This is a genomic window from Sphingobacterium sp. 2149 (assembly GCF_031455655.1).
Lineage (GTDB): Bacteria > Bacteroidota > Bacteroidia > Sphingobacteriales > Sphingobacteriaceae > Sphingobacterium.
The window spans coordinates 16,307-36,869 of sequence record NZ_JAVDTD010000006.1 but is presented as its reverse complement, the minus strand read 5'-3'; the positions used below and the strand labels follow the sequence as shown (position 1 = coordinate 36,869).

The 20,563-nt window shown below is 41.5% G+C and carries 19 protein-coding genes; 18 read left to right on the top strand and 1 reads right to left on the bottom strand.

The features are described from left to right. Positions 1 to 51: 51 nt before the first annotated feature. From J2X77_RS10035 to J2X77_RS09975, 13 genes are all read left to right on the top strand, one after another. Positions 52 to 219, top strand: a complete 168-nt coding sequence (locus J2X77_RS10035; RefSeq protein WP_209578038.1) for a hypothetical protein — start codon at positions 52 to 54, stop codon at positions 217 to 219. A gap of 179 nt (positions 220 to 398) precedes the next feature. Further along, positions 399 to 779, top strand: coding sequence for a hypothetical protein (locus J2X77_RS10030; RefSeq protein WP_209578039.1), 381 nt, complete (start codon positions 399 to 401; stop codon positions 777 to 779). A gap of 89 nt (positions 780 to 868) precedes the next feature. Further along, a complete protein-coding gene (locus tag J2X77_RS10025; protein WP_209578040.1) occupies positions 869 to 1,528 on the top strand; it encodes an SCO family protein in 660 nt (219 codons plus the stop codon). Between the two features lie 14 nt (positions 1,529 to 1,542). Then, positions 1,543 to 2,391: a FixH family protein gene (locus J2X77_RS10020; RefSeq protein WP_209578041.1), complete on the top strand. Its 849-nt coding sequence runs from the start codon at positions 1,543 to 1,545 to the stop codon at positions 2,389 to 2,391. Between the two features lie 114 nt (positions 2,392 to 2,505). Then, positions 2,506 to 3,354 carry an MbnP family protein gene (locus tag J2X77_RS10015; protein WP_209578042.1) on the top strand — a complete coding sequence of 283 codons (849 nt, stop codon included), beginning with the start codon at positions 2,506 to 2,508 and terminating at the stop codon, positions 3,352 to 3,354. 10 nt (positions 3,355 to 3,364) lie between these two features. Further along, positions 3,365 to 4,453, top strand: coding sequence for a cytochrome-c peroxidase (locus tag J2X77_RS10010; RefSeq protein WP_209578043.1), 1,089 nt, complete (start codon positions 3,365 to 3,367; stop codon positions 4,451 to 4,453). Positions 4,454 to 4,487: 34 nt separating this feature from the next. Further along, positions 4,488 to 5,354, top strand: a complete 867-nt coding sequence (locus tag J2X77_RS10005) for an MbnP family protein (RefSeq protein ID WP_209578044.1) — start codon at positions 4,488 to 4,490, stop codon at positions 5,352 to 5,354. Between the two features lie 2 nt (positions 5,355 to 5,356). Then, positions 5,357 to 6,418, top strand: coding sequence for a cytochrome-c peroxidase (locus J2X77_RS10000; protein ID WP_209578045.1), 1,062 nt, complete (start codon positions 5,357 to 5,359; stop codon positions 6,416 to 6,418). Between the two features lie 7 nt (positions 6,419 to 6,425). Then, positions 6,426 to 7,367 (top strand): transporter, encoded by a 942-nt coding sequence (locus J2X77_RS09995; protein WP_209578046.1) that lies wholly within the window; start codon positions 6,426 to 6,428, stop codon positions 7,365 to 7,367. Between the two features lie 21 nt (positions 7,368 to 7,388). Then, the gene (locus tag J2X77_RS09990; RefSeq protein ID WP_209578047.1) at positions 7,389 to 7,886 is read left to right on the top strand and encodes a c-type cytochrome; all 498 of its coding nucleotides are present in this window, start codon (positions 7,389 to 7,391) and stop codon (positions 7,884 to 7,886) included. A gap of 8 nt (positions 7,887 to 7,894) precedes the next feature. Beyond that, entirely contained in the window at positions 7,895 to 8,227 is a 333-nt protein-coding gene (locus J2X77_RS09985) for a hypothetical protein (protein ID WP_209578048.1), read from the top strand. A gap of 293 nt (positions 8,228 to 8,520) precedes the next feature. Then, positions 8,521 to 8,769, top strand: coding sequence for a hypothetical protein (locus J2X77_RS09980; protein WP_310080572.1), 249 nt, complete (start codon positions 8,521 to 8,523; stop codon positions 8,767 to 8,769). Next, positions 8,759 to 9,955, top strand: a complete 1,197-nt coding sequence (locus J2X77_RS09975; protein ID WP_209578049.1) for a GTP-binding protein — start codon at positions 8,759 to 8,761, stop codon at positions 9,953 to 9,955. The genes J2X77_RS09980 and J2X77_RS09975 overlap by 11 nt, the downstream gene beginning before the upstream one ends. 249 nt (positions 9,956 to 10,204) lie before the next feature. Here the strand turns inward: J2X77_RS09975 and J2X77_RS09970 are convergent, their stop codons facing one another. After that, a complete protein-coding gene (locus J2X77_RS09970) occupies positions 10,205 to 11,083 on the bottom strand; it encodes an SDR family oxidoreductase (protein ID WP_209578050.1) in 879 nt (292 codons plus the stop codon). 108 nt (positions 11,084 to 11,191) lie between these two features. On the opposite strand from J2X77_RS09970, the gene J2X77_RS09965 reads away from it, so the two are divergent. From J2X77_RS09965 to J2X77_RS09945, 5 genes are all read left to right on the top strand, one after another. Beyond that, on the top strand, positions 11,192 to 11,431 hold the full coding sequence (locus J2X77_RS09965; protein WP_209578051.1) for a helix-turn-helix domain-containing protein: 240 nt from the start codon (positions 11,192 to 11,194) through the stop codon (positions 11,429 to 11,431). Positions 11,432 to 12,091: 660 nt separating this feature from the next. Next, positions 12,092 to 14,764: a M14 family metallopeptidase gene (locus J2X77_RS09960; protein ID WP_209578052.1), complete on the top strand. Its 2,673-nt coding sequence runs from the start codon at positions 12,092 to 12,094 to the stop codon at positions 14,762 to 14,764. A 51-nt stretch (positions 14,765 to 14,815) separates the two neighbouring features. After that, the gene (locus J2X77_RS09955; RefSeq protein WP_310080568.1) at positions 14,816 to 15,814 is read left to right on the top strand and encodes a TlpA disulfide reductase family protein; all 999 of its coding nucleotides are present in this window, start codon (positions 14,816 to 14,818) and stop codon (positions 15,812 to 15,814) included. Positions 15,815 to 15,846: 32 nt separating this feature from the next. Then, positions 15,847 to 19,008 (top strand): TonB-dependent receptor, encoded by a 3,162-nt coding sequence (locus J2X77_RS09950; RefSeq protein ID WP_310080566.1) that lies wholly within the window; start codon positions 15,847 to 15,849, stop codon positions 19,006 to 19,008. 19 nt (positions 19,009 to 19,027) lie between these two features. Further along, complete coding sequence (locus J2X77_RS09945) at positions 19,028 to 20,536, top strand: RagB/SusD family nutrient uptake outer membrane protein (protein WP_209578054.1); 1,509 nt, start codon at positions 19,028 to 19,030, stop codon at positions 20,534 to 20,536. The last annotated feature ends 27 nt before the right edge of the window (positions 20,537 to 20,563 follow it).

The window sequence follows — 20,563 nt, the reverse complement described above, 5'->3', positions numbered from 1 at the left end:
CAATATAAGTATAGAAGTCAAACTATTACGATTTCATCGGATGGTATAAATTTGATCGGTCAATTATCAGACAATGGACAGATGTATGTTCCTTATCGCTGTAAATCCGATCGTACATTTGTATATGATGACGAAGGGAGCATCTTGGAGTTTATTCCCAGCGAACAGCGCCTGTTACTGAAGGAAGGATATTTGGTTCTAGAGTTCAAGAGAATATAAGAAATATGCAGATTAGCTTTATGTTCTTCCGTAACAACTTTACATCTGGTTTAATACAATTCTAACTTATAGTTGATATATCGTACGATTATTGATCTATAGAAGGGGTTAAAAATCTCTGCGAAAAATAAGTTTGCTTATTCCATCTTTCATCTTTATATTTGGCGGATTAACTAAACATGAAGGCGAAACAATTCATATGGATCTTACTGCCATTGATGCTCTTACAGAGTTTCTCAAATGTATGGCTATGGTCTGTATTTGAATTGAATAGAGATTATATCGCCCGCAATGAATGTGTGAATCGCTTCAATGAAAAAGCACTTTCCTGCCGTGGGCAGTGTGTGTTGATGAAGAAAATGCGCGAACATGAGGAGAAAGAACAAAAAAATCTTGAATCCCGTATTATTGACGTAGTCTTTATTGACAACTCCCACAATTTTTCTTTTGATATTTCTTCCTTAAGTAACGAAGATTACATTCGTTTGTCTTATCCAGAGTACAAACAAGATTATTCGTACAATCCCACCTTTACAATTTTCCATCCACCATTGATTTAAATTATTTAATCGCATGTGGCAATTGATAAGCAATTCAACGAGATGGCTTTTTCAATTGCGAGTGTCAACAATAATTAAATCAAGATATCATGAGCACATATTCCCGTATAGGAATATCTGTGACCTTATTTTTATTTTTAGCATGCCAATTTATTGCATGTAAGCCATCATCTATTTCAGATCGATTACCCATTTTAGGTGAAAGAGAGATTACTGAAACTGATAGGGACGGAACCAAGGTTATAGATACCCTATACCATACAATACCTGATTTTGCATTGGTTGATCAGGACAGTACCATCGTGTCTAAAAAAACATTGAAAGGAAAAATCTATCTAGCAGATTTCTTTTTCACACGTTGTCCCACGATCTGTCCCGTCACTTCCCGCAATTTACTTCAAATCGCAAAACACTTTGTGAATGAACCCCGCGTTGTCATTGTATCGCACACGGTAGACCCCAAATACGACAGGCCCTATATATTGAAGCGTTATGCTGCAGAGCTGGGAGCGCCTTCCAATTGGCTTTTCCTGAATGGTCCGAAAGCCGAGGTGTACAAGCTAGCTGGTGCTGGCGGTTATTTCTCGTTCGCGCAGGAAGATCCGAACGCTCCGGGAGGATTCGACCATAGCGGCGCTTTTACACTTGTCGATACTGATTTTCGGATCAGGGCAGTGTATGATGGTACAAAAACAGATTCAATTCCAAAAATCATAACCGATATCCAGCATTTGCTGAATAAAGGATAACAAAATATAATTTAATGAATTTATCAAAACTAGTTTTCAAATTTGCTATAGCATTTTCAATTGCCTTATCGGCGATCGCTTGTTCGTCTAAAAATACCGACAAAAAACAGGCTGATGCCAAGGATTCCGTGGCATCTGCCATTCCCAGCGAATCTGAGCTTATTTCGATCTCTGATACCACATTCAATGGTCTGACATTTAAAGTCTATGCAGATGCTAAACTTGACAATAAATACCACACTATTTATTTACAGGTAAAGGACAAAGATGGCAAACCTTACAATAGTTTATCACTTGACTATTACCCGCAGATGGATATGGGAATGATGAAGCATGGGGGACCTTTTGAACATCCTATTGCTTTGGGCGAGGGTTGGTATCAGGGACCAATGGTATTTATCATGGCCGATATACCGGATATGGGACCAGGCTGGCACTTGTATACCATCCTTGAGAAGGAGGGGAAAAAAGATACCATAGCCATAAAGCTGCCCGTATCCGCCGCGAAGACAATGCGTACGATGAGCTCCGGTACACGGGATGATAGCCGCGTATTTGTATCCAATCTGCTTCCCGACACCTTAAAACAGGGAAAGCATCCGATCAAATTTTTGCTGAACAAAATGGAAGACCACCATTTCCCTGCACTGGATGGATATTGTATCAAATTAGCAACAAATATGCCGTCGGTGGGGCATGGATCATCAGGGAATAAGGACGCCGAAGCCATTGGAAATGGTTACTATCAAGGAGAGGTCAACTTTTCCATGGCCGGCCAATGGGAAATCATCGTTGAATTGTGGAAAGACGGGAAGAAAGCAAATCAGGACGATATCAAGTACCATGTTCAGGTAAGTAAATAGTCATTGAAATTAAAAATAGGGATTATCATAATTTCTGGCTGTTTTTTAAAATCCGAAATAGCTTCCAGGTTTACGATAGTTTTAAAACCAACTAACATAAAATAAATTATTTAAATGAAAAAAAATCTAGTCTTTTTATTGACCGCAATTGCAGGTCTTGGTCTTTCATCTTGTGAGAAAGAAGTTGTCAAAGAAGTTCTTACGGATAGCCAAGGGACAGCGACACTTAAGTTTGACGCAAGGTATGGCGATCAGGATTTTGAATTGAACAAAAAATATGATTACAAACTAACCAATGAAAGTGGTACCTACAATCTCCAATTCGATTTTAATAGATTCCGCTATTGGGTAAGCAATGTGAAATTGATCAATGCCGCCGGACAGGAAGTACTGGTACCCAATTCATATTATTTGGTGGAGGAAACCCAGGAATTGGTCGTGGATCATTCCAATGATGTATACCCAGCCACAAAAAGAGAAGAAATCCAATTAAAAAATATTCCCGTAGGGCAGTATAAAAGCATCAAATTTTCGATCGGTGTAGAGCCTAAATATAACGATAACTTCTCGTTGACCACTGGTGAACTGGGCGTGCTGAATGGAATGGGCTTTGACGACGGATGGATGTGGTTTACAAGTTACAAGTTCCTGAACCTCAAAGGAAATATCTATTGGGCGGATGGTAATCCAAACAAAAAGGCATTGTTGTGGGATATCGGGTCTAATGAGCTATACACTGGCGCTGAAAAAGAAGTGGCATTTGATAAAAATATTGAAATCAGCGGCACCTCAACCTCTACTATAAATTTCAATGTAGATGTTAAAGAACTGTTGTCAACTACACCTTATCCTTGGGCCAATAATACCATCAGCCAGACAACAAAAGATCTAATGAAAAGCTTGCGCGATACGTTCCTTTCCAAGGCAATAGTTTTCAAAGGGACTGAATCCAAAACAAAATAAGATAGTGGGGATGTCAATATCAAAAAGAATTAAGGTATTTCAGTTTGGTTTTTTGTTGTTGGCCAATTTAATGTTTTCCTGTCAGAAGGAAGCCGTAGAACCGGTTGGTCCAAAAGATAATATTGCTTATGTACTGGAAGTGCCGGCCAACTTTCCCCAGCCAGCTGCAACGCCAGACAATCCCCTCACAAAGTCAGGCGTCGAACTGGGACGGCGCCTGTTTTATGAACCCTTACTGTCCTCAACGATGACAGTAAGCTGCGCAAGCTGCCATCATCAGGACCGTGCGTTCTCGGATGGTCTGATCCTTTCCAATCTTGGTATTTCGGGCAAAGCCCTGGATCGGCATTCTCCGGCATTGTTCAATCTGGCCTGGGCCAACAATGGACTTTTCTGGGACGGTGGATCTAAAAATTTAGAATCACAAGCCTTCGGACCGTTGACCCACGAAGATGAAATGGGAATTTATTTTCCAGAAATGGTTGATCGGCTGATGGCAAAGCCATCCTATGTCAGCCTTTTTAAAGAGGCATTTGGGGAAAATCCCACGGCCGCCGGCGTGGTCAAGGCGCTGGCCCAATTTCAGCGGACGATTATATCGGCCAATTCAAAATATGACCGCTACAAACGTGGAGACAGAAAAGTCTCTTTCAGCGAAAAAGAGCTGCTGGGTATGCAGCTGGTACAGGCAAAATGCGCAGGCTGCCATTCTTCGGAACTGTTTACCGACAACAATTATCATAACAATGGAATCGATGCGGATTTTAGTGACGATTCCAAAGATTGGGTCTACAAGGGCAGGTATCGTATCAGCTACGACAGCAAAGACTTGGGCGCTTATAAAACGCCTTCTTTACGCAACATTATGGTTAGCGCTCCGTATATGCATGACGGGCGTTTTTCAACCATTGATGAAGTTTTACAACATTACAGATTTGGGATAAAAAGCACAAAATATACCGACCGGCTGCTTTTTCAAGATAACGGGAATGCGGGCATACCCCTGTCAGACAAAGAAGTAGAAGCGGTCAAAGCATTTTTAACTAGTCTTACCGACGAAACACTACTATCAGAAGCGAAGTATGCTAATCCAAAGTAAGACATCAAAGGGATTAAATAACAATAAAAAAAATATGAAAACGATTCAATTTAGTATTTCTGTGTTCATTCTGTCAATGACACTCATCTTTGCTACCGGTTGCAGCAAAAAGGATACGCCAGCACCAGATGAGACCAAGAAAGGTGTATTCTCCATCGAATTTGACAACATTGTTGGCGATGAGACATTGGGATTTGATCCTCGTACCTATAAAAATGCTAAGGGCGAAACCTTCCGGATCAAGATATTGCGGTATTATATCAGCAACATAAAACTTTACAAAGCTGATGGCAGCGAGTATGTTGTTCCTCAGGAAAAGAGCTACTTTTTTATCGAGGGCTCGGAGAAAGCGACACGATTTGCAAAAGTGGACGTTCCTGAGGGCGACTATAATAGGGTGAAATTTATTATCGGTGTCGATAGTGCACGCAGCACCATGCCTACCGAAGCCCGTCAGGGCGTACTGTCGTTTAATCCGGATGAGGGGCATGATGGGATGTATTGGGGATGGAATCAAGGTTATATTTTCTTCAAACTAGAAGGGTATTGTGACAAAATTTCCGATGACCAGCAAGGCGACCCAACAGGTAATAAGCAATTTAAATATCATATTGGCGGTTATGGTGGCTATAACCCCAAAGCACCCACACTAAACAATATCAAAGAGATTACGATGGATCTAGATCAGGCTGGTATTGCCCAGGTCCGCGAAGGCTTGCGAAGCAATGTGCATTTGTTCGTTGATGTGATGAAAGTGTTCAATGGACCGTACACATTTTCCATTGTACAGCATCCGAACGTCATGTTCAGCGAATTTAGCCAGAACATCGCCAATAATTTTACGTCCATGTTTACACATGATCACACCGAAAACTTCGTGAAAAGCGAATCTGAACTGTAACTATGAAAAAGTTTATTGTCTTAGCACTCGTTTTAGGCCTGGTTTGGGCCTGTCATAAAGCAGATGATATTGCAGAGGATATATTCCCTGGATTTGTACGTCCTGCAAATTTTCCTGAGCCCGTTTATAAATTTGAACGCAATCCCATTACATCCGAAGTATTTGAGTTGGGGCGGCAACTGTTTTATGAGCCGCGTCTATCCCGCAACAATACCATTGCCTGTGGTAGCTGCCATATTCTTTCGGCAGCATTTACCCACCATGGCCACGATGTGAGCCATGGGATCGACGACAGGTTGGGCATTCGAAATCCGATGCCGATTTTCAATATGGCCTGGCAAAAGGAGTTCTTTTGGGATGGAGGTGTTTTCGATTTAGATATGTCGCCTGTCAATGCGATTACCAATCCTGTGGAAATGGATGAGTCGGTGAGCAATGTGCTGAGCAAACTGCGCAAAGATTCCGATTATCAGCAGCGATTCAAGAAAGCCTTCGGTAGCGAAGGTATCACAGACGAGCGATTCTTTAAGGCGCTGTCCCAATTTATGCTAATGGCCATTAGTGCCAATTCAAAGTATGATCAGGTCATGCGGAAGGAAAACGGAGCCTCTTTTACAGATGCTGAAAAAAAAGGCTATCTCTTTTATCAAAACAACTGCTCGCGCTGTCATACTGAGCCACTATTTACCGATCGGGATTACCATAACAATGGATTATCACCCAATCATGCCCACGATATCGGTAGAGATACCGTGACATTGAATCATAATGATCGCTATAAATTCAAGACACCAAGTCTGCGCAACTTGTCCTATACAGGTCCGTATATGCATGACGGCCGTTTCTTGACCTTGGACCGGGTATTGGAACACTACCGTAACGGCATGGTAGATTCCAAAACCTTGGACCCGGGATTCCGGAAAGCCGACGGTACTTTGGGCATCTCGATGTCAGATGAAGAGAAAGCCAATCTGTTGGCATTCCTAAAAACCTTAAATGATGCCTCTTTCGTAAATAACAAAATGTTGGGAGAACCTGGAAATACGGGCTTTGTGGTAAACTAAAATCAATATGAAACGAATAAAAATAAAAATAATAATACTTGCTCTTGCACTATTTCCCTTATCGTCTTGGGCATGTGATATCTGTGGCTGTGGCGTAGGCAGCTATTACTTGGGCATCCTGCCACAGTTTAATAAGCGTTTTGTGGGGGTACGTTACCAATACAAAACTTTACAGACCCACTTGGGACCTACAGGCAGCCGTACACCACTCAGTGCCGACGAGACCTATCAGACGATGGAACTCTGGGGAGCATGGAACTTTGGGAGCCGCTGGCGGGTTATGGCGATTGTTCCCTACAATTTCAATGAGCGTAAGATCCCTGGAAGTGGCGATATGGGGAAGATGAATGGCCTTGGCGATGTGGTAGTCTATGGCTATTACAAAGTGTTTGAAGAGATGGGAGGAACGAGGTCAAACAAAATGTTCAACCATTCCCTTTGGGTAGGTGCGGGAATCAAAGCGCCGACAGGTAAGTATGACAATTCCCAACGTTCATCAGCCAGTCAGGATGAGCCCAACAATTTTCAGCTGGGTACAGCCAGCACAGATTTTATGCTAAATCTGGCTTATGATATCCGCATAATGGATTTGGGACTCAATACCAATATTAGTTATAAGATGAATACAGAGAACAAATACGATTACCGGTATGGTAACAAATTTTCTGTCAATTCATTGCTATACTACAAATTCAATATAAAAGATAAAGTCCGCCTATCGCCCAACTTAGGGGTGGGGTACGAGACACAGCCTAAGGATGTCACCATGGAACGTTATGATGTGGCTCAGTCAGGAGGCTATAGCCTGGCTGGAATAGGCGGTGTCGAAGTCAATATGGGTAAAATTAGCGTCGGAGCCAACTATCAGACCTTATTGTCCCAGGATCTTGCCGACAGCCGCGCTAAATCGGGCGGCCGTTGGCTTACGCATATTTCCTATAGTTTTTAATCACCATAACATAAAAGAGAGATGAACAAACGAATCAACGTAATCCTTTCCTGTCTCGGTATCATCGGAATGATCGCCTGCGGTGGGAATGGAGACAAGAAGAAAGAAAGCAGCAGCAGTACAGCAGCAAACCAACCTGTAGCATCAACAGAAGCAGCAATGTTGGACTTCAAATCAGATGGGTCCAAAGGAGTAGGGCCTGTTACCGCTATCGAACACAAACCATTTGATGCAAAGCTAGCCAATAAAGGTGTAGAGCTCTTTGTTTCCAAATGTGCCATGTGCCACAATTTTGAACGCACTTTAGTGGGGCCATCGTTGGATGGTGTGGTGAATCGGCGTACGCCAGAATGGATAATGAACATGATGTTGGATCCTGCCACTATGCTTGAAAAAGATGCCGATGCAATAGCCCTGAGCAAAGATTTCAGTTCGCCGATGATTAGCTTAGGACTACAGCAGGAGGAAGCCAGAGCTATTTTGGAATATTTAAGAGAACGTAATAGCGCTTCGAAATAAGTCGACCTATGAAAACCCACAAAATCAGATTGTTGTTTTGTACCATGATGGCTTGGGCTATTTGCCTACAGTCAACAAATCTGTTGTGGGTGTACATAGGTTTTGAGGCTAACCGGAGTTATATTGAACAAAATTTATGTGTCTATCGGTATACACCTGCAGCCACCTGCAAGGGTTTTTGTTACCTCAGTGAAAGGTCAGCTCAGGAGCAGCATACCGCAAATTTCTACCTCTATTGCCCTGTTGTTGAAGTTCTTCCTATCTCTTATTACAACCCGAATGCTATTCAGGTATGCGCCGGTGTAAGCACTTCCATTTTCTTTGCTGCAGGAGATGAGTGATAGCAGGGGAGCATAGATCAATAACGATTTAAGAGTTGGTTTCAGCATGGTGAATAGTTTTTGTTTATTGGGTTCTATTTTTATGTTGTAAGTAATACTGCAAAAATATTAATCCTCTACGCCATTGACGTTTTACGAAACGTGCGAATGAGTTTTGTTTTCGTGCATAATCCATATCCCCTTAGATAGAGACTCGGGAATTTTATGGACAAGCATCGCGCTATTATTTTTTAAATGCAACTAAATTGCTTTTATGAATTATTGTAATTACTTTTGTTTATAAATAGAAGACAATGAATATAATTCCTAAAAACTTTGAAGACTGGAAATGGTGTATCGAAAAGAAATGTGGTATTCCATTAACGGTAGATTTTGTCAAAAGCCGGTTAGCTATCTATAACGACTATTCAAATGCCGAAACGCAACGTTTTGTAGCTAATTACGGGAAAGAACATCTTGAGAATATCAAAGACTGGATGAAAGTAATTGCTGACTTAGAGGAGTATACAAGTAAAATTAATTTTGATCAAAATGGAAAATAAATTACCGGTTACAGTCTTAAGCGGCTTCTTGGGTGCTGGCAAAACATCATTGTTAAATCACGTGTTGCATAATAAGGAAGGTAAAAAGGTTGCCGTGATTGTAAATGATATGAGTGAAGTGAATATAGATGCACAGTCTGTTGAGCGTGAAAATGTTCTTTCCCGTACTGAGGAAAAACTTGTTGAAATGAGTAACGGATGCATCTGTTGCACATTAAGGGAAGATTTGATGATTGAGGTTGAGCGCTTAGCAAAAGAAGATCGATTTGATTATCTCTTGATTGAAAGTACAGGGATATCTGAGCCAATTCCTGTTGCTCAGACATTTAGTTGCGTCGATCCTACTAACGGGATTGATCTCTCATCTTTTAGCTATATCGATACAATGGTCACTGTGGTAGATTGTTTCAATTTTTCTAAGGATTTTGGTAGTGCAGACACTTTGTTGGATAGGAAATTGGCTGATGATGATATGGATAATAGGACAATTGTAAATCTATTGACAGATCAAATAGAGTTTGCAAATGTTATTGTTTTAAACAAAGCAGATCTTGTATCAGAGGAAACAATAGGAACTTTAGAAGCAGCTATTGGTAAACTCAATCCTGGGGCCAAGCTAATAAGAACTCAATTTGGACAGGTCGATCCCACAGAAATTATGGGTACTGATAGGTTCGATTTTGAAGAAGCATCTGCATCAGCAGGTTGGTTAAAGGAGCTTGAGGCAGATCATGTTCCCGAAACAGAAGAGTATGGAATTTCATCATTTGTCTTTCGTTCGCAGCGGCCCTTTCATCCACAGCGGTTACATCGCTATTTAAATGAGCATTATCCCCATAATATAATCCGCGCAAAGGGTCTTTTTTGGTTAGCGTCTAGACCCGATACGGCAATTAGTTTTAGCCAGGCCGGTGGAAGTGTCCGTTTAGAAAGCGCTGGTTCATGGTGGAGTAGTATGCCCGAAGAAATGCGTTATCAATATCCGATTTATCACGAGATAAGGGCTGATTTACTAAAGCGTTGGCATCCAGAATGGGAGGATCGTAAAAATGAATTAGTTTTTATAGGACAACATTTGGAGAAGGATAAATACCTTCAGGAGTTGGAAGCGTGTTTGTTGACCGAAGAAGAAGCTGATGATTGGCGCTTCACTTGGTGGAAGGACGAATTTCCTAAAAATCTTTAAAAATACTATCAATATTACCGCTATTTAAATCCTGCATGCTTATTCTGTTTTTAAGAACATATTGGCAATCTACGTGAAACATGGGCTACAAAGCTTAGTTAAATGTATTTTAGACTGTTTCCATTGATATGCAATCAATGCATTCTTCCATTTGAATAGGATTAAAATAACTTATATATCTATCTAGTAAATTCTATTGTGGAACAGAGCCCCAATTAGCCTTTAAAGTTAATTGGGGCCAAATGAGTATTATTTGTACAGTATGTTAATGAATTGTTGCAGTGAAGTTGGTTTTCTTCCTAAAAATTGTTCCAATGTATCATCTTCAACATCCATGGTTCCTTGTGCTTGAGCCAACGCCCACATACTAAAAACACCTGCGAATGCTTCCGGCACATTTGCCTGTTTTAGTATAGCCTCATATTCGGCTACATCAGGCGAAACATAGCTGATATCCTTGTCTATAGTATTCCCTATTGCTTCGGCGACATCGTGAAAGTTAAAAGATGTCGTATTTGTTAGTGAATAGGTTTTGTTTTCATGTCCTTCGGTAGTCAAAACGTGAGCTGCGGCCTCTGCCAATTCTTCACGTAAAACATAACTTGCTTTTCCATTACCTGCCGGAAATAATATTGTTCCGTTTTTTGCAACATCAGCACCGGTAAAAATGGGAAGCATTTCAAAATAAATACCATTTTGAAGGATGGTGTACGTTATGCCGCTATCTTTTAAAGTAGCTTCTGTATCTACGTGCGATTGCTGAAAACCTGCAATAGCAGATTGTTCATATCCCGGAATACGAACAAAAGAGGTATAGAAGATGTGTTTTACATTTGCTTGTTTTGCAGCATCGATTACTGCTTTGTGGTGAACGGTGCGGTTTTCGTAGGCCTGTTTATCATTACTAGATACCAAAAACAATTTGTCTATATCCTGCATCGCCATCATTAATGAAGCTTCATTCTGATAATCTCCGATACGTATATTTATTCCTTTTGCTTCGAATTTTTTTGCTTTCTCCGCGTCTCTAACCAATAGCGTAATTTGGGAAGGTTGAACCCCCTTATTTAGTAAATGTTCGACAGCTTTACCACCGAATTGTCCTGTTGCTCCTGTTATTAACATCATAATAATATATTTTTTAACTTTACAAAGTTAGAAAAGCCATTACGTCTATTCGACTTTTGGAGACACAATTAACGGTATACATATGTATACCAAATCTTTTAGCTGATAATGAAAAGTTTTGAAGAAATAATCAATAGTGGATCTGAAGCATGTCCACGCAGTTATGTTTTGGCTTTAATGGATACTTTAAATGTAGTGAGCGGTAAATGGAAATTGCCCATCATTGCCTCCCTTTTTCGTAAGAATACCCGTTTCAAAGATTTAAAAGATAACGTGTTTAAAATAACGCCTAAAATGCTTTCCAAAGAATTGAAGGAATTAGAGATCAATGGTATTGTGAATGCTTGAAATCTCTATTGACAACACTTTCTAAACTAGTCCATATCACCCAAATCACATTTTTCCCTTACGGTCTTCCATGATTGAGTTGACGTTATTGGCCTGTAGTCCGTCTTCCGTTGTGAAATTTTTAAAAGACTTTTCTTTGCAAAGTATACTTATAGTCTTTAATCGTCATCCCAAGACGCTTTTCGTAGAATTCTAAGGTAAATTTTTCGCCAGATGTTCTACACCCTGAGAAGCATTGGTGAGTGGCACATAATTTTAATTCTTGGAAACAAAGTTTACAAGCTTCACAATATAAGTTTCGTATACAATGAGTTATTTCGGTTTTGGCCATCAATAAAATAAATACTACTAATTTAGTAGTATTTATTGGTGAGATGTTTTATATTTGTGATCAGATCGTTTATCAATTGGCGTTGGCTACGATATTACCTAACAAAAGCAAGTTTAAATGAAACAACAAAGATCAACCTTTTCCGACATTCACAAGATGAAAAACATTCGATTAAACCTTACTCCATTTCGAATGCGCTATTGCGCTTAAGTTTTTTCTTCCAGACTTTTTTAACGCATAGTAGGGGATAGTATTCCTCTTATTATTTCTTATGCAGCGAGTAGAATCATCCTACTTGTTAGTACTCACTTATTAAACTCATTCATCCTATGAAAAAATACGAAGTATTTTTCCAGTGCTCGCTATTGATTTTTTTTCTGTGGAGCAGTATTATTTTCGCTTCTGCCCAAGGAGTCTCAGTGCCCAAAGTGTTTCAAAATGAATCCGGCGGACAGAACTTGGAGAAAGATTATTATTTTCCGGCGGGAAGCCTTTTTGCACCAAACATCCCTGCCCCAAGTCAATTTTTCAATTACCAAATAGGTCATAGTCATACCCGTTATGACCAGATTGTTGATTATTTTAAGATACTTGAACAACGTTCCGACCGGATAAAGATAGATACGATTGGTCGTACCTGGGAAGGGAGACTATTAGTTGTGCTGAAAGCTTCTTCACCGGAAAACATCCGTAATAGCGAACAAATCCGTCAACAGCATATTGAAACGATTACCAACGCAAAAGCGAACCGGATAGTAGTGTCTAAGGAGGCACAGCCCGCATTGGTGTTTTTGGGTTTCAGTGTTCATGGTAACGAAACCTCCGCTGCTGAAGCCTCAATTTTAACTGCTTATTACTTGGCAGCGTCCCAAGATCCTGTCGTTGCTAAATCACTTGCAAACGGAATATTTTTTATAGATCCGGTCCGTAATCCTGATGGTTATGATCGCTATGTCAATTGGGTAAATGCCAATGCAACATATCCACCAAACGGAAGCTCCCTGGATAGAGAGCACAACGAAGCTTGGCCCGGGGGCCGGACAAATCACTATTTGTTTGACTTAAACCGCGATTGGATCAATCAGGTAAATCCTGAAAGTAAAGCGCGCGTCAGTTATTTTCAATACTGGTTACCCCATTTTCAGGGAGACTTTCATGAGATGGGAGCAGCATCTTCTTTCTTTTTTGAGCCCACAAAGCCAGCGGCACAAGAATCTCCCTTAGTACCTAAAAGTACCTATCAACTAAATCAAAAATTCGCTGCTTACTATGCGAATGCTTTGGATGAAATTGGATCTTTATATTTCACCAAAGAACAATTTGACAATATCAATCCAACTTATGGATCTACCTATCCTGATCATGCCGGAAGCATCGGAATTCTCTTTGAGCAGGCAAGTCCGCGAGGTCTCTTTCAGCGTACAAACAATGGCGATCTAACTTATCCCTTTGCTATCCGAAATCACTTCAGAATAGCTTTGGCGAGCATTAGCGCATCTATTGATCATCGTGCTGCGCTTTTAGAAAATCAATTGAAATTCTTCCAGTCCGCTCTAGAATTGGCCCAAAAAGATCCGGTCAAAGGTTATTTGGTGGATCTAAAATATAATAATAACACAGCGGTACATTTTAAAGAACTTCTTGCCAGACATCAAATCCGTTACATAACGAACAAACGTGACCGTAAGGTTGATGGTAAAGATTTTGAAAAAGGTACTTCAATTATTATTCCGACCTCACAGGCGAACTATCGGCTGGTCAAAGTCATTTTTGATGAAACAAAAACGTATGTGGATAGCGTTTTTTACGATGGATCGGGCAATTCCATTGCCTATCTCTATGGTTTTTCTTATGTAGGGCTAAAAGAAGCATTAGACAACGGAGAGATGGATCAGATTTCTTCCATCAATACACCTGCTGTTGCATTGACAAGAAGCAATTATGCGTATCTCGTAGACTGGCGACAGGAGGGAGCAGCTTGGTTGTTATCGCAATTGTTACAGCGCGGCATCCTTGTGAAGTCTGCTAGCAGTCCTTTTGAACTGTCTGATCAGGGCAAGACTATTGGGTTTGATTATGGTAGCCTGTTGATTCCCATACATGGCCAGCCCATCTCAGCGGATGAATTATTTGATTTCTTGCAGAAATTGAATAAAAGAGGAAATATCACCATTACATCTGCTTCCACGGGATACAGCGGGAAGGGAATAGATTTGGGAAGCAGTGGATTTAAAAGCCTAGCGCCTCAAAATGCATTACTTCTGACTGGAAATGGGATCAGTGCCTATGAGGCCGGTGAAGTGTGGTATACATTTGAGCGCCAATTGGAACAGCCTATTTTACGGCTAAATATGGATCAATTTAGTCGTGTAAACCTCGAGCAATATCAAGTGCTTGTACTGGTCAGCGGTGACTACACCGGATTGAATTCAGTAGCTATTGAGCGTGTCCGCGCTTGGGTAAAAAATGGAGGAACATTAATTGCTTTTGGACGTACCGGACAATGGCTTGCAGAACAGAAAATTGCTTCTTTTAAATTTCTGGACGGTAGGAGTGGTAGTGACTCGCCCAAAGAGGAAAAAACAGCGAAAACAAAAGAACGCTTTGATTATGCTTCCGCTCAAGGTAGGGAGGGAACAAAGCGTATTGGTGGAACCTATTTTAACACTGAAATTGACGGAACACATCCGATTGGTTATGGTTATACCCAGAAAACAAAGCCTGTTTATCGCAACCACGCTCTCTTTGTTGAGCTGGGTGACCAGGCCTACAATAATGTTGCAATTTATAGCAAATCTCCCTTATTAAATGGTTACGCATCGGCCGAAAACCAGAAGAGAATTACAGGTACAGCCAGCATTCTCGTCGAAAATAGTGGGAATGGACGCATTGTATATTTTGTTGACGATCCCTTATTCCGGGGTATTTCCTTTGGTAATGCGCGCAGCTTTTCTAACGCCGTCTTGCTTGGACAGGTTCTCCAATCTGGGATAAGAAGATAAACGATCCCATTTATATCAATGAAAATGAAAACTCCTAAAAAATTTAAATAGATGAAAAGTAAACTAACATTATTTACAGTTTCGATGCTGTTTCTTATTACCCAGGCATCGGCCCAAAAAGTAGCAGCACTACGTTTAACAGGAAAAATAGCAGGATTGAAGGAAGGTAAAATATATCTGCAACAATACGATAATAAAGTATTTAGGACGATTGATTCAGCTTCAGTCAATAACGGTCAATTTAGTTTCGGAACTAAAGTGCAGTTGCCTGAACTCTATGGTCTGAAGTTGGGTGAAGAAAGTTACCCTGTCCAGCTTTTTTTGGAGGATGCTCCAATTGAAGTACTCATCGAGTCTGGAGAAAATGCCGGTCATGCTACGGTGAAAGGATCAAAAGCCCAAGCTTATTTTGAGCGTGCAAATAAAGAGCAACGTAAGTATACCGCCAAGCAGTTTATTGAAGCGGATCCCAAATCTATTGTCGCGGCATATGCATTGTTCCGCAACTATTCTTATAATCTGTCGCCGGATGAACTTGAAGAGCATATAAAATTGCTGGATAAATCATTACAACAGACACAATATGTGCGGATCTTGAACGATTTGATCCTAAAACAGCGTGCCGTTTTGCCAGGCAACAAAGCTTTAGATTTTGTGTCGACCGGTCCCGATGGAAATAAAATACGATTCGGTGAGCATCTTGGTAAAGGATATGTGCTACTTGATTTTTGGGCGGCCTGGTGTGGTCCTTGCCGTCGGGAAAATCCCAATATTGTAGCCGCTTTCCACAAATATAAAGGCCGGGGATTTAATGTATTCGGCGTATCACTGGATAAGAAAAAAGCAGACTGGTTAAAAGCTATTAAAGACGATGGATTGGATTGGACTCAGGTTTCTGATCTTTCATTCTGGGATACGGAAGCTGCAGCCTTGTATGGTGTCCGCTTTATCCCGAGCAACCTTCTTATCGATGAGCATGGGACTATTGTCGCCCGAAATATTAAAGGTGATGCCCTATTGCAGAAATTAAAGGAAATCTACGGCGAGTAAAGAAAAATCAAAAAACATCAAACAGAAAAACAATGAGAAAATCAAGCTTGTTTTATTTGCTTCTTTCATTTGCAGGGAGCGGCGTTGTCGTACCTTCCCTCGCACAGGAGCAAACAAAATCGATTATAAATGCTGTATTCAGTGGTGTTGTACAGGATGCTGTCAGCGGAATGCCACTTTCTGGTGCAACCTTGAGTTTAAAGGATGTAACCCATCATGTAACCACTGATAAATTTGGGAAATTTCAATTTGTAACCGGTCAAAAATTGCCCTTTACGGTTACGATTTCCTTCGTGGGGTATGCGAGCCAGACCCTGGTCATAGATCACTCACCAGCAGTTATTAAACTTGAACCTGTGGATCATACACTTGAAGAGACCGTTGTTGTAGGTTATACTACTGCTAAAAAATCAAGTTACACCGGATCTGTCGCTACGGTAAGTGGTAAAGAATTGGACAATTTACAGATCACGACGATCGGGAAAGCTTTACAGGGGACGGTACCCGGATTACAGTCCATTGCCGCAGCAGGGCAGCCCGGGAGTGACGCCGAACTCTTTGTCAGGGGGGTAGGCTCTGTAAACGCATCAACAGCGCCACTTTATGTGGTAGATGGTACACCCGGAGCCAATCCCAATAGTCTCAATCCAAAGGATATCCTTTCAATTTCGGTCTTAAAAGATGCGACAGCAAGCGCACTATATGGCTCGCGTGGTGCCAATGGCGTTATCGTGATCACGACAAAATCTGGGGAACTGAACAGAAAGACTACCGTTAATTTTTCGGCCAACTACGGTTATACGGGCAGGGCAGTGAAAGATTATGAATACCTATCCCAGCAGGAATACTACGAACTGCAATGGGAAGCAATCCGTAATACACAGCTCGATCAAGGAAAATCAGCCGTCGATGCTGCCCAGTATGCTACAGATTATCTGGTGGATGGAGCGCTTAAAGTAAACATCTTTGGGCCAAACTATCCAAAGCCTGTGGGGCTCGATGGAAAGCTGGTTGCTGGAGCAACGCCACTCTGGAACGATAACTGGGGAAAAGCAATTTCCCGAAGGGGGATTCGCCAGCAATATGACCTTAGTTTGAGTGGTGGTGGGGCAAGTACACGTTATTATCTTTCTGCCGGTTACCTCAATGAACAAGGTTGGATTCGTACAGCTGATTTTAAGCGGTATAATTTTCGGACAAATATACAATCAAAGGTCAACAACTGGTTTGAAGTTGGCGGGAATGTTGCCCTTTCATCCGGCTTTCAACGTGCACCTACGCAGAGCGACAGCAATACAGGTAACTTTGCTAACTTTCAGCGCTTGGTTTCCGATCTTTATCCCGTCTATCAGCGCAATCCTGATGGGAGTTATGTGCTGGATGAACAGGGCAATAAGCTCTGGGACTATGGGTTATGGCGCCCAACCACAGCGGCTAGTGGTTCAAATATTTTAGGCAGCGCAGAAAATGCAATTTCCGGTACCAACAATGAATCCGTTTTGTTGGGCACCAATATCAAAATATCATTTACAGACAATTTATTTCTGAAGACCTCGGCCAATATCGACTACAGAAACACAAGCTCACATACCTATTCGCATTCGTACTATAGTACAGGTGTTCTTACGGATGGGGCGGGATCCGCGAGCCGAAGTTCGAGCCGTACACTCAACTATACCGTCAATAGCTTTCTAAACTATGCAGTTACTTTTGGAAATAAGCACAGGATTAATGCGTTGGTGGGCCCTGAAATCTATGTGGAGGGAGCTTCTTCGCTATCGGGTAGCCGCACAGGCTTCCAAGTGCTCGGTAAAACGGAGCCTTCGGCGGGAACGCTGAGTGGTATTTTTAACGGGACTTCTTCCGATTACAAGCTAGCGAGCTGGTTAGGGCAGGTAAATTACGATTATCTGGATCGCTATCATTTTTCGACAAGCTACCGTAGAGACGGTTCATCCCGGTTTAGTAAGCAATCACGATGGGGCAATTTCTGGTCTGTCGGTGTGGCCTGGAACGTAAAAAAGGAATCTTTCCTGAAAGAAGTCAGTACGATTAATAACCTCAATCTACGGGCTAGCTATGGAGCTCAGGGAAATGATAAAGTTGGTAATTACGCCTACGGAGGATTTTATTCTATTTATAACAGTTTGGACAATCTGGGGCTTTTGCCTTCCGATTTGCCCACACCTGACTTAAAATGGGAAACAAATCTTAATCTCAACATCGGTGCTGATATCGCTTTATTCAACAATAGGTTGGTAGCACAGATTGATGTCTATGATCGGCAGTCAAAGGACCTGCTTTTTCAAAAGCCTCTTTCACCTTCGACAGGTTATAGCGGGATCGATGCCAATATTGGTTCGCTCAGCAACCGTGGAATTGATGCGCAGATTACGGGTGTACCTATTCGGAACAAAGATTTCAGATGGTCTATTACGGCAAATGTGGGGCACTACAAAAATAAAATTACCAAACTACCACAAAAGGAAATTCTCACTGGATCGATTGGGCAGTATGGTAATACAAAAAAAATGGTTGAAGGAGGTTCCATCTATGACTTTTATATCAAGGAATGGGCTGGAGTAGATCCGGAGACTGGTAAGGCGACCTGGTATAAGGACGTAAAAGATGCAACAGGAAATATAACCGGGCGCACGACGACAACGAATCAAAATGAAGCGTCATTTTATTTTGAAGGAAGTTCATTGCCAGATCTCTATGGAGGTATTAGTAACAGCTTTAGTTATAAAGGAATAGATTTATCTTTCCTATTTTCCTATAGTCTGGGAGGGAAAATCTTTGATGGTGATCAACCCATGATAATGCATGTGGGTTCAGCACCGGGACGAAGCTGGTCCAAGGAGGCCCTCAATAGATGGACACCCGAAAATAGAGGGACCGATTTCCCCCGGTTGTCTTATGTGACCGATTCCTGGAATAGTATCCCCTCTACCCGTTTTCTACGGAGTGCAAGCTATGGACGCCTAAAGAATTTGAGCTTAAGCTATACGATTCCACGTAATCTCATTTCAAAATGGTCTCTTTCCGATGTCCGGATACGTTTTGTAGGTGAAAACCTATTGACCTTCTATGGAACTCAGGGCTTAGACCCCGAGCAAACGATAGGAGGGGTTACCTACTATCGCTATCCAGCACAGAAGTCATACGCTCTTGTCCTAAATGTTTCTTTTTAACACTCCTATTTGATTTACTATGAAATTAAAATATATCACCATTATTTTCCCTTTATTGGCACTCTCATCCTGCCGTGACAGTTTCTTCGAGACTGCTCCCGCAACCCAGATTACGACTCCTGAAGTATTTTCTTCCGAGAATAATATTGATGCCTTTATCAACGGATCAATCCGTTTTTTGATGGAAAATAGCACTTCTCAAGACAATCCTGGCCTCCCGACCATATTCCTCACACATGAAGTGATGGGAGAGGACGCTATAGCACGGGATGGCCGCTACGGTTTTCGGGACTCTTATCCCTATAAAGACCCATTTGATAATACCACCCGCCGGGCGCTTTTCTTTTGGACCTTGCAATATAAATCTATCGACCATGCCAATAATCTGATTGCCAATATAAAAATTGACGATAACAGTAAAGAAACCCTAAAATACCTGAAGGGGCAGGCCTATGCTTTGAGGGGTCTGAATTATCTCAATCTCGTACGTCAGTACCAGTTTACCTATGTAAAAGACCCAAATGCCAAGGCAATACCAATTTATATCGAACCGACGACACCAACAACGGTTCCTAGACCCTTGGCAACAGTAAAAGAAGTTTATGAGCAGGTCATTTCCGATTTGAAAGAAGCGGAAAAATTATTGGTAGGTTTCAAGCGAAAAGTGAAGAACAGACTCGACCTCAATGTCGTTTATGGTCTACTGGCCAGAACATATTTGACACAGGAAAATTGGACCCAAGCGCGTGATTATGCAGCAAAAGCACGCACTGGTTATCCGATTATGACGGCAGAGCAGTACAAGGAAGGATTTAATGATGTCAGTAATCCGGAGTGGATCTGGGGACATCCACAAACCGCTACCCAGAATTTGGGGGGAGCTTCTTACCTAGCCTATATTGAGACGACTCCATATGCGACAGATGCTAAGGGTGTAAACCTATATTTTGGTTATAATAGCATTATACCTGATCCTAATTTTATCAGTTTATTTACAGCCGGTGATGTGCGTAAATCCCTCTTTGAGATTGCCAAGCAACCTGCTGAGGCGATCTATCGCTCCTATCGTTATCGTAAGTTTAGAAATAAACACCCTAACCGTGATGGACATATCGTTCTAATGCGATCATCGGAACAGCTGCTAATTGAAGCCGAGAGCCGAGCCCGCCTCGACGATGTAAAAGGTGCTATAGACCTCTTAAATGAATTAAGACGTAAACGAAACTTGCAAGATCTTGATGCTGCAAATTTCGATAAGGCAAAGGTGGTACAGGAAGTTTTATTGGAGCGCCGTAAAGAACTATGGGGTGAAGGTTTCCGTCTTTACGATATTCTTCGGACGCAGACGGCGCCCGTACGTCGCGAGGCCAATGAGACCTTCGTGGATGATGCCGGCAAGACTGTAGCTGTAATGGGACACTATATTCTCAAGTTTCCGGATGGCTCCAGCTTATCTCCAAATAGCAAATATTTTTTATTTCCAATCCCTCTAAACGAGCTGAATAATAATCCAAATTTGCGAAACTGATAACTGGTCAATTGTCTTTAAGAATCT

Excerpts from the sequence above, each read along its gene's own strand:
- J2X77_RS10010 (WP_209578043.1), top strand. The coding sequence starts at position 3,365 with ATGTCAATATCAAAAAGAATTAAGGTATTTCAGTTTGGTTTTTTGTTG.
- J2X77_RS09995 (WP_209578046.1), top strand. The coding sequence starts at position 6,426 with ATGAAACGAATAAAAATAAAAATAATAATACTTGCTCTTGCACTATTT.
- J2X77_RS10005 (WP_209578044.1), top strand. The coding sequence starts at position 4,488 with ATGAAAACGATTCAATTTAGTATTTCTGTGTTCATTCTGTCAATGACA.
- J2X77_RS09955 (WP_310080568.1), top strand. The coding sequence starts at position 14,816 with ATGAAAAGTAAACTAACATTATTTACAGTTTCGATGCTGTTTCTTATT.
- J2X77_RS10000 (WP_209578045.1), top strand. The coding sequence starts at position 5,357 with ATGAAAAAGTTTATTGTCTTAGCACTCGTTTTAGGCCTGGTTTGGGCC.
- J2X77_RS09990 (WP_209578047.1), top strand. The coding sequence starts at position 7,389 with ATGAACAAACGAATCAACGTAATCCTTTCCTGTCTCGGTATCATCGGA.
- J2X77_RS10025 (WP_209578040.1), top strand. The coding sequence starts at position 869 with ATGAGCACATATTCCCGTATAGGAATATCTGTGACCTTATTTTTATTT.
- J2X77_RS10020 (WP_209578041.1), top strand. The coding sequence starts at position 1,543 with ATGAATTTATCAAAACTAGTTTTCAAATTTGCTATAGCATTTTCAATT.
- J2X77_RS09980 (WP_310080572.1), top strand. The coding sequence starts at position 8,521 with ATGAATATAATTCCTAAAAACTTTGAAGACTGGAAATGGTGTATCGAA.
- J2X77_RS10030 (WP_209578039.1), top strand. The coding sequence starts at position 399 with ATGAAGGCGAAACAATTCATATGGATCTTACTGCCATTGATGCTCTTA.
- J2X77_RS09970 (WP_209578050.1), bottom strand. The coding sequence starts at position 11,083 with ATGATGTTAATAACAGGAGCAACAGGACAATTCGGTGGTAAAGCTGTC.
- J2X77_RS09950 (WP_310080566.1), top strand. The coding sequence starts at position 15,847 with ATGAGAAAATCAAGCTTGTTTTATTTGCTTCTTTCATTTGCAGGGAGC.
- J2X77_RS09975 (WP_209578049.1), top strand. The coding sequence starts at position 8,759 with ATGGAAAATAAATTACCGGTTACAGTCTTAAGCGGCTTCTTGGGTGCT.
- J2X77_RS09945 (WP_209578054.1), top strand. The coding sequence starts at position 19,028 with ATGAAATTAAAATATATCACCATTATTTTCCCTTTATTGGCACTCTCA.
- J2X77_RS09965 (WP_209578051.1), top strand. The coding sequence starts at position 11,192 with ATGAAAAGTTTTGAAGAAATAATCAATAGTGGATCTGAAGCATGTCCA.
- J2X77_RS09985 (WP_209578048.1), top strand. The coding sequence starts at position 7,895 with ATGAAAACCCACAAAATCAGATTGTTGTTTTGTACCATGATGGCTTGG.
- J2X77_RS09960 (WP_209578052.1), top strand. The coding sequence starts at position 12,092 with ATGAAAAAATACGAAGTATTTTTCCAGTGCTCGCTATTGATTTTTTTT.
- J2X77_RS10015 (WP_209578042.1), top strand. The coding sequence starts at position 2,506 with ATGAAAAAAAATCTAGTCTTTTTATTGACCGCAATTGCAGGTCTTGGT.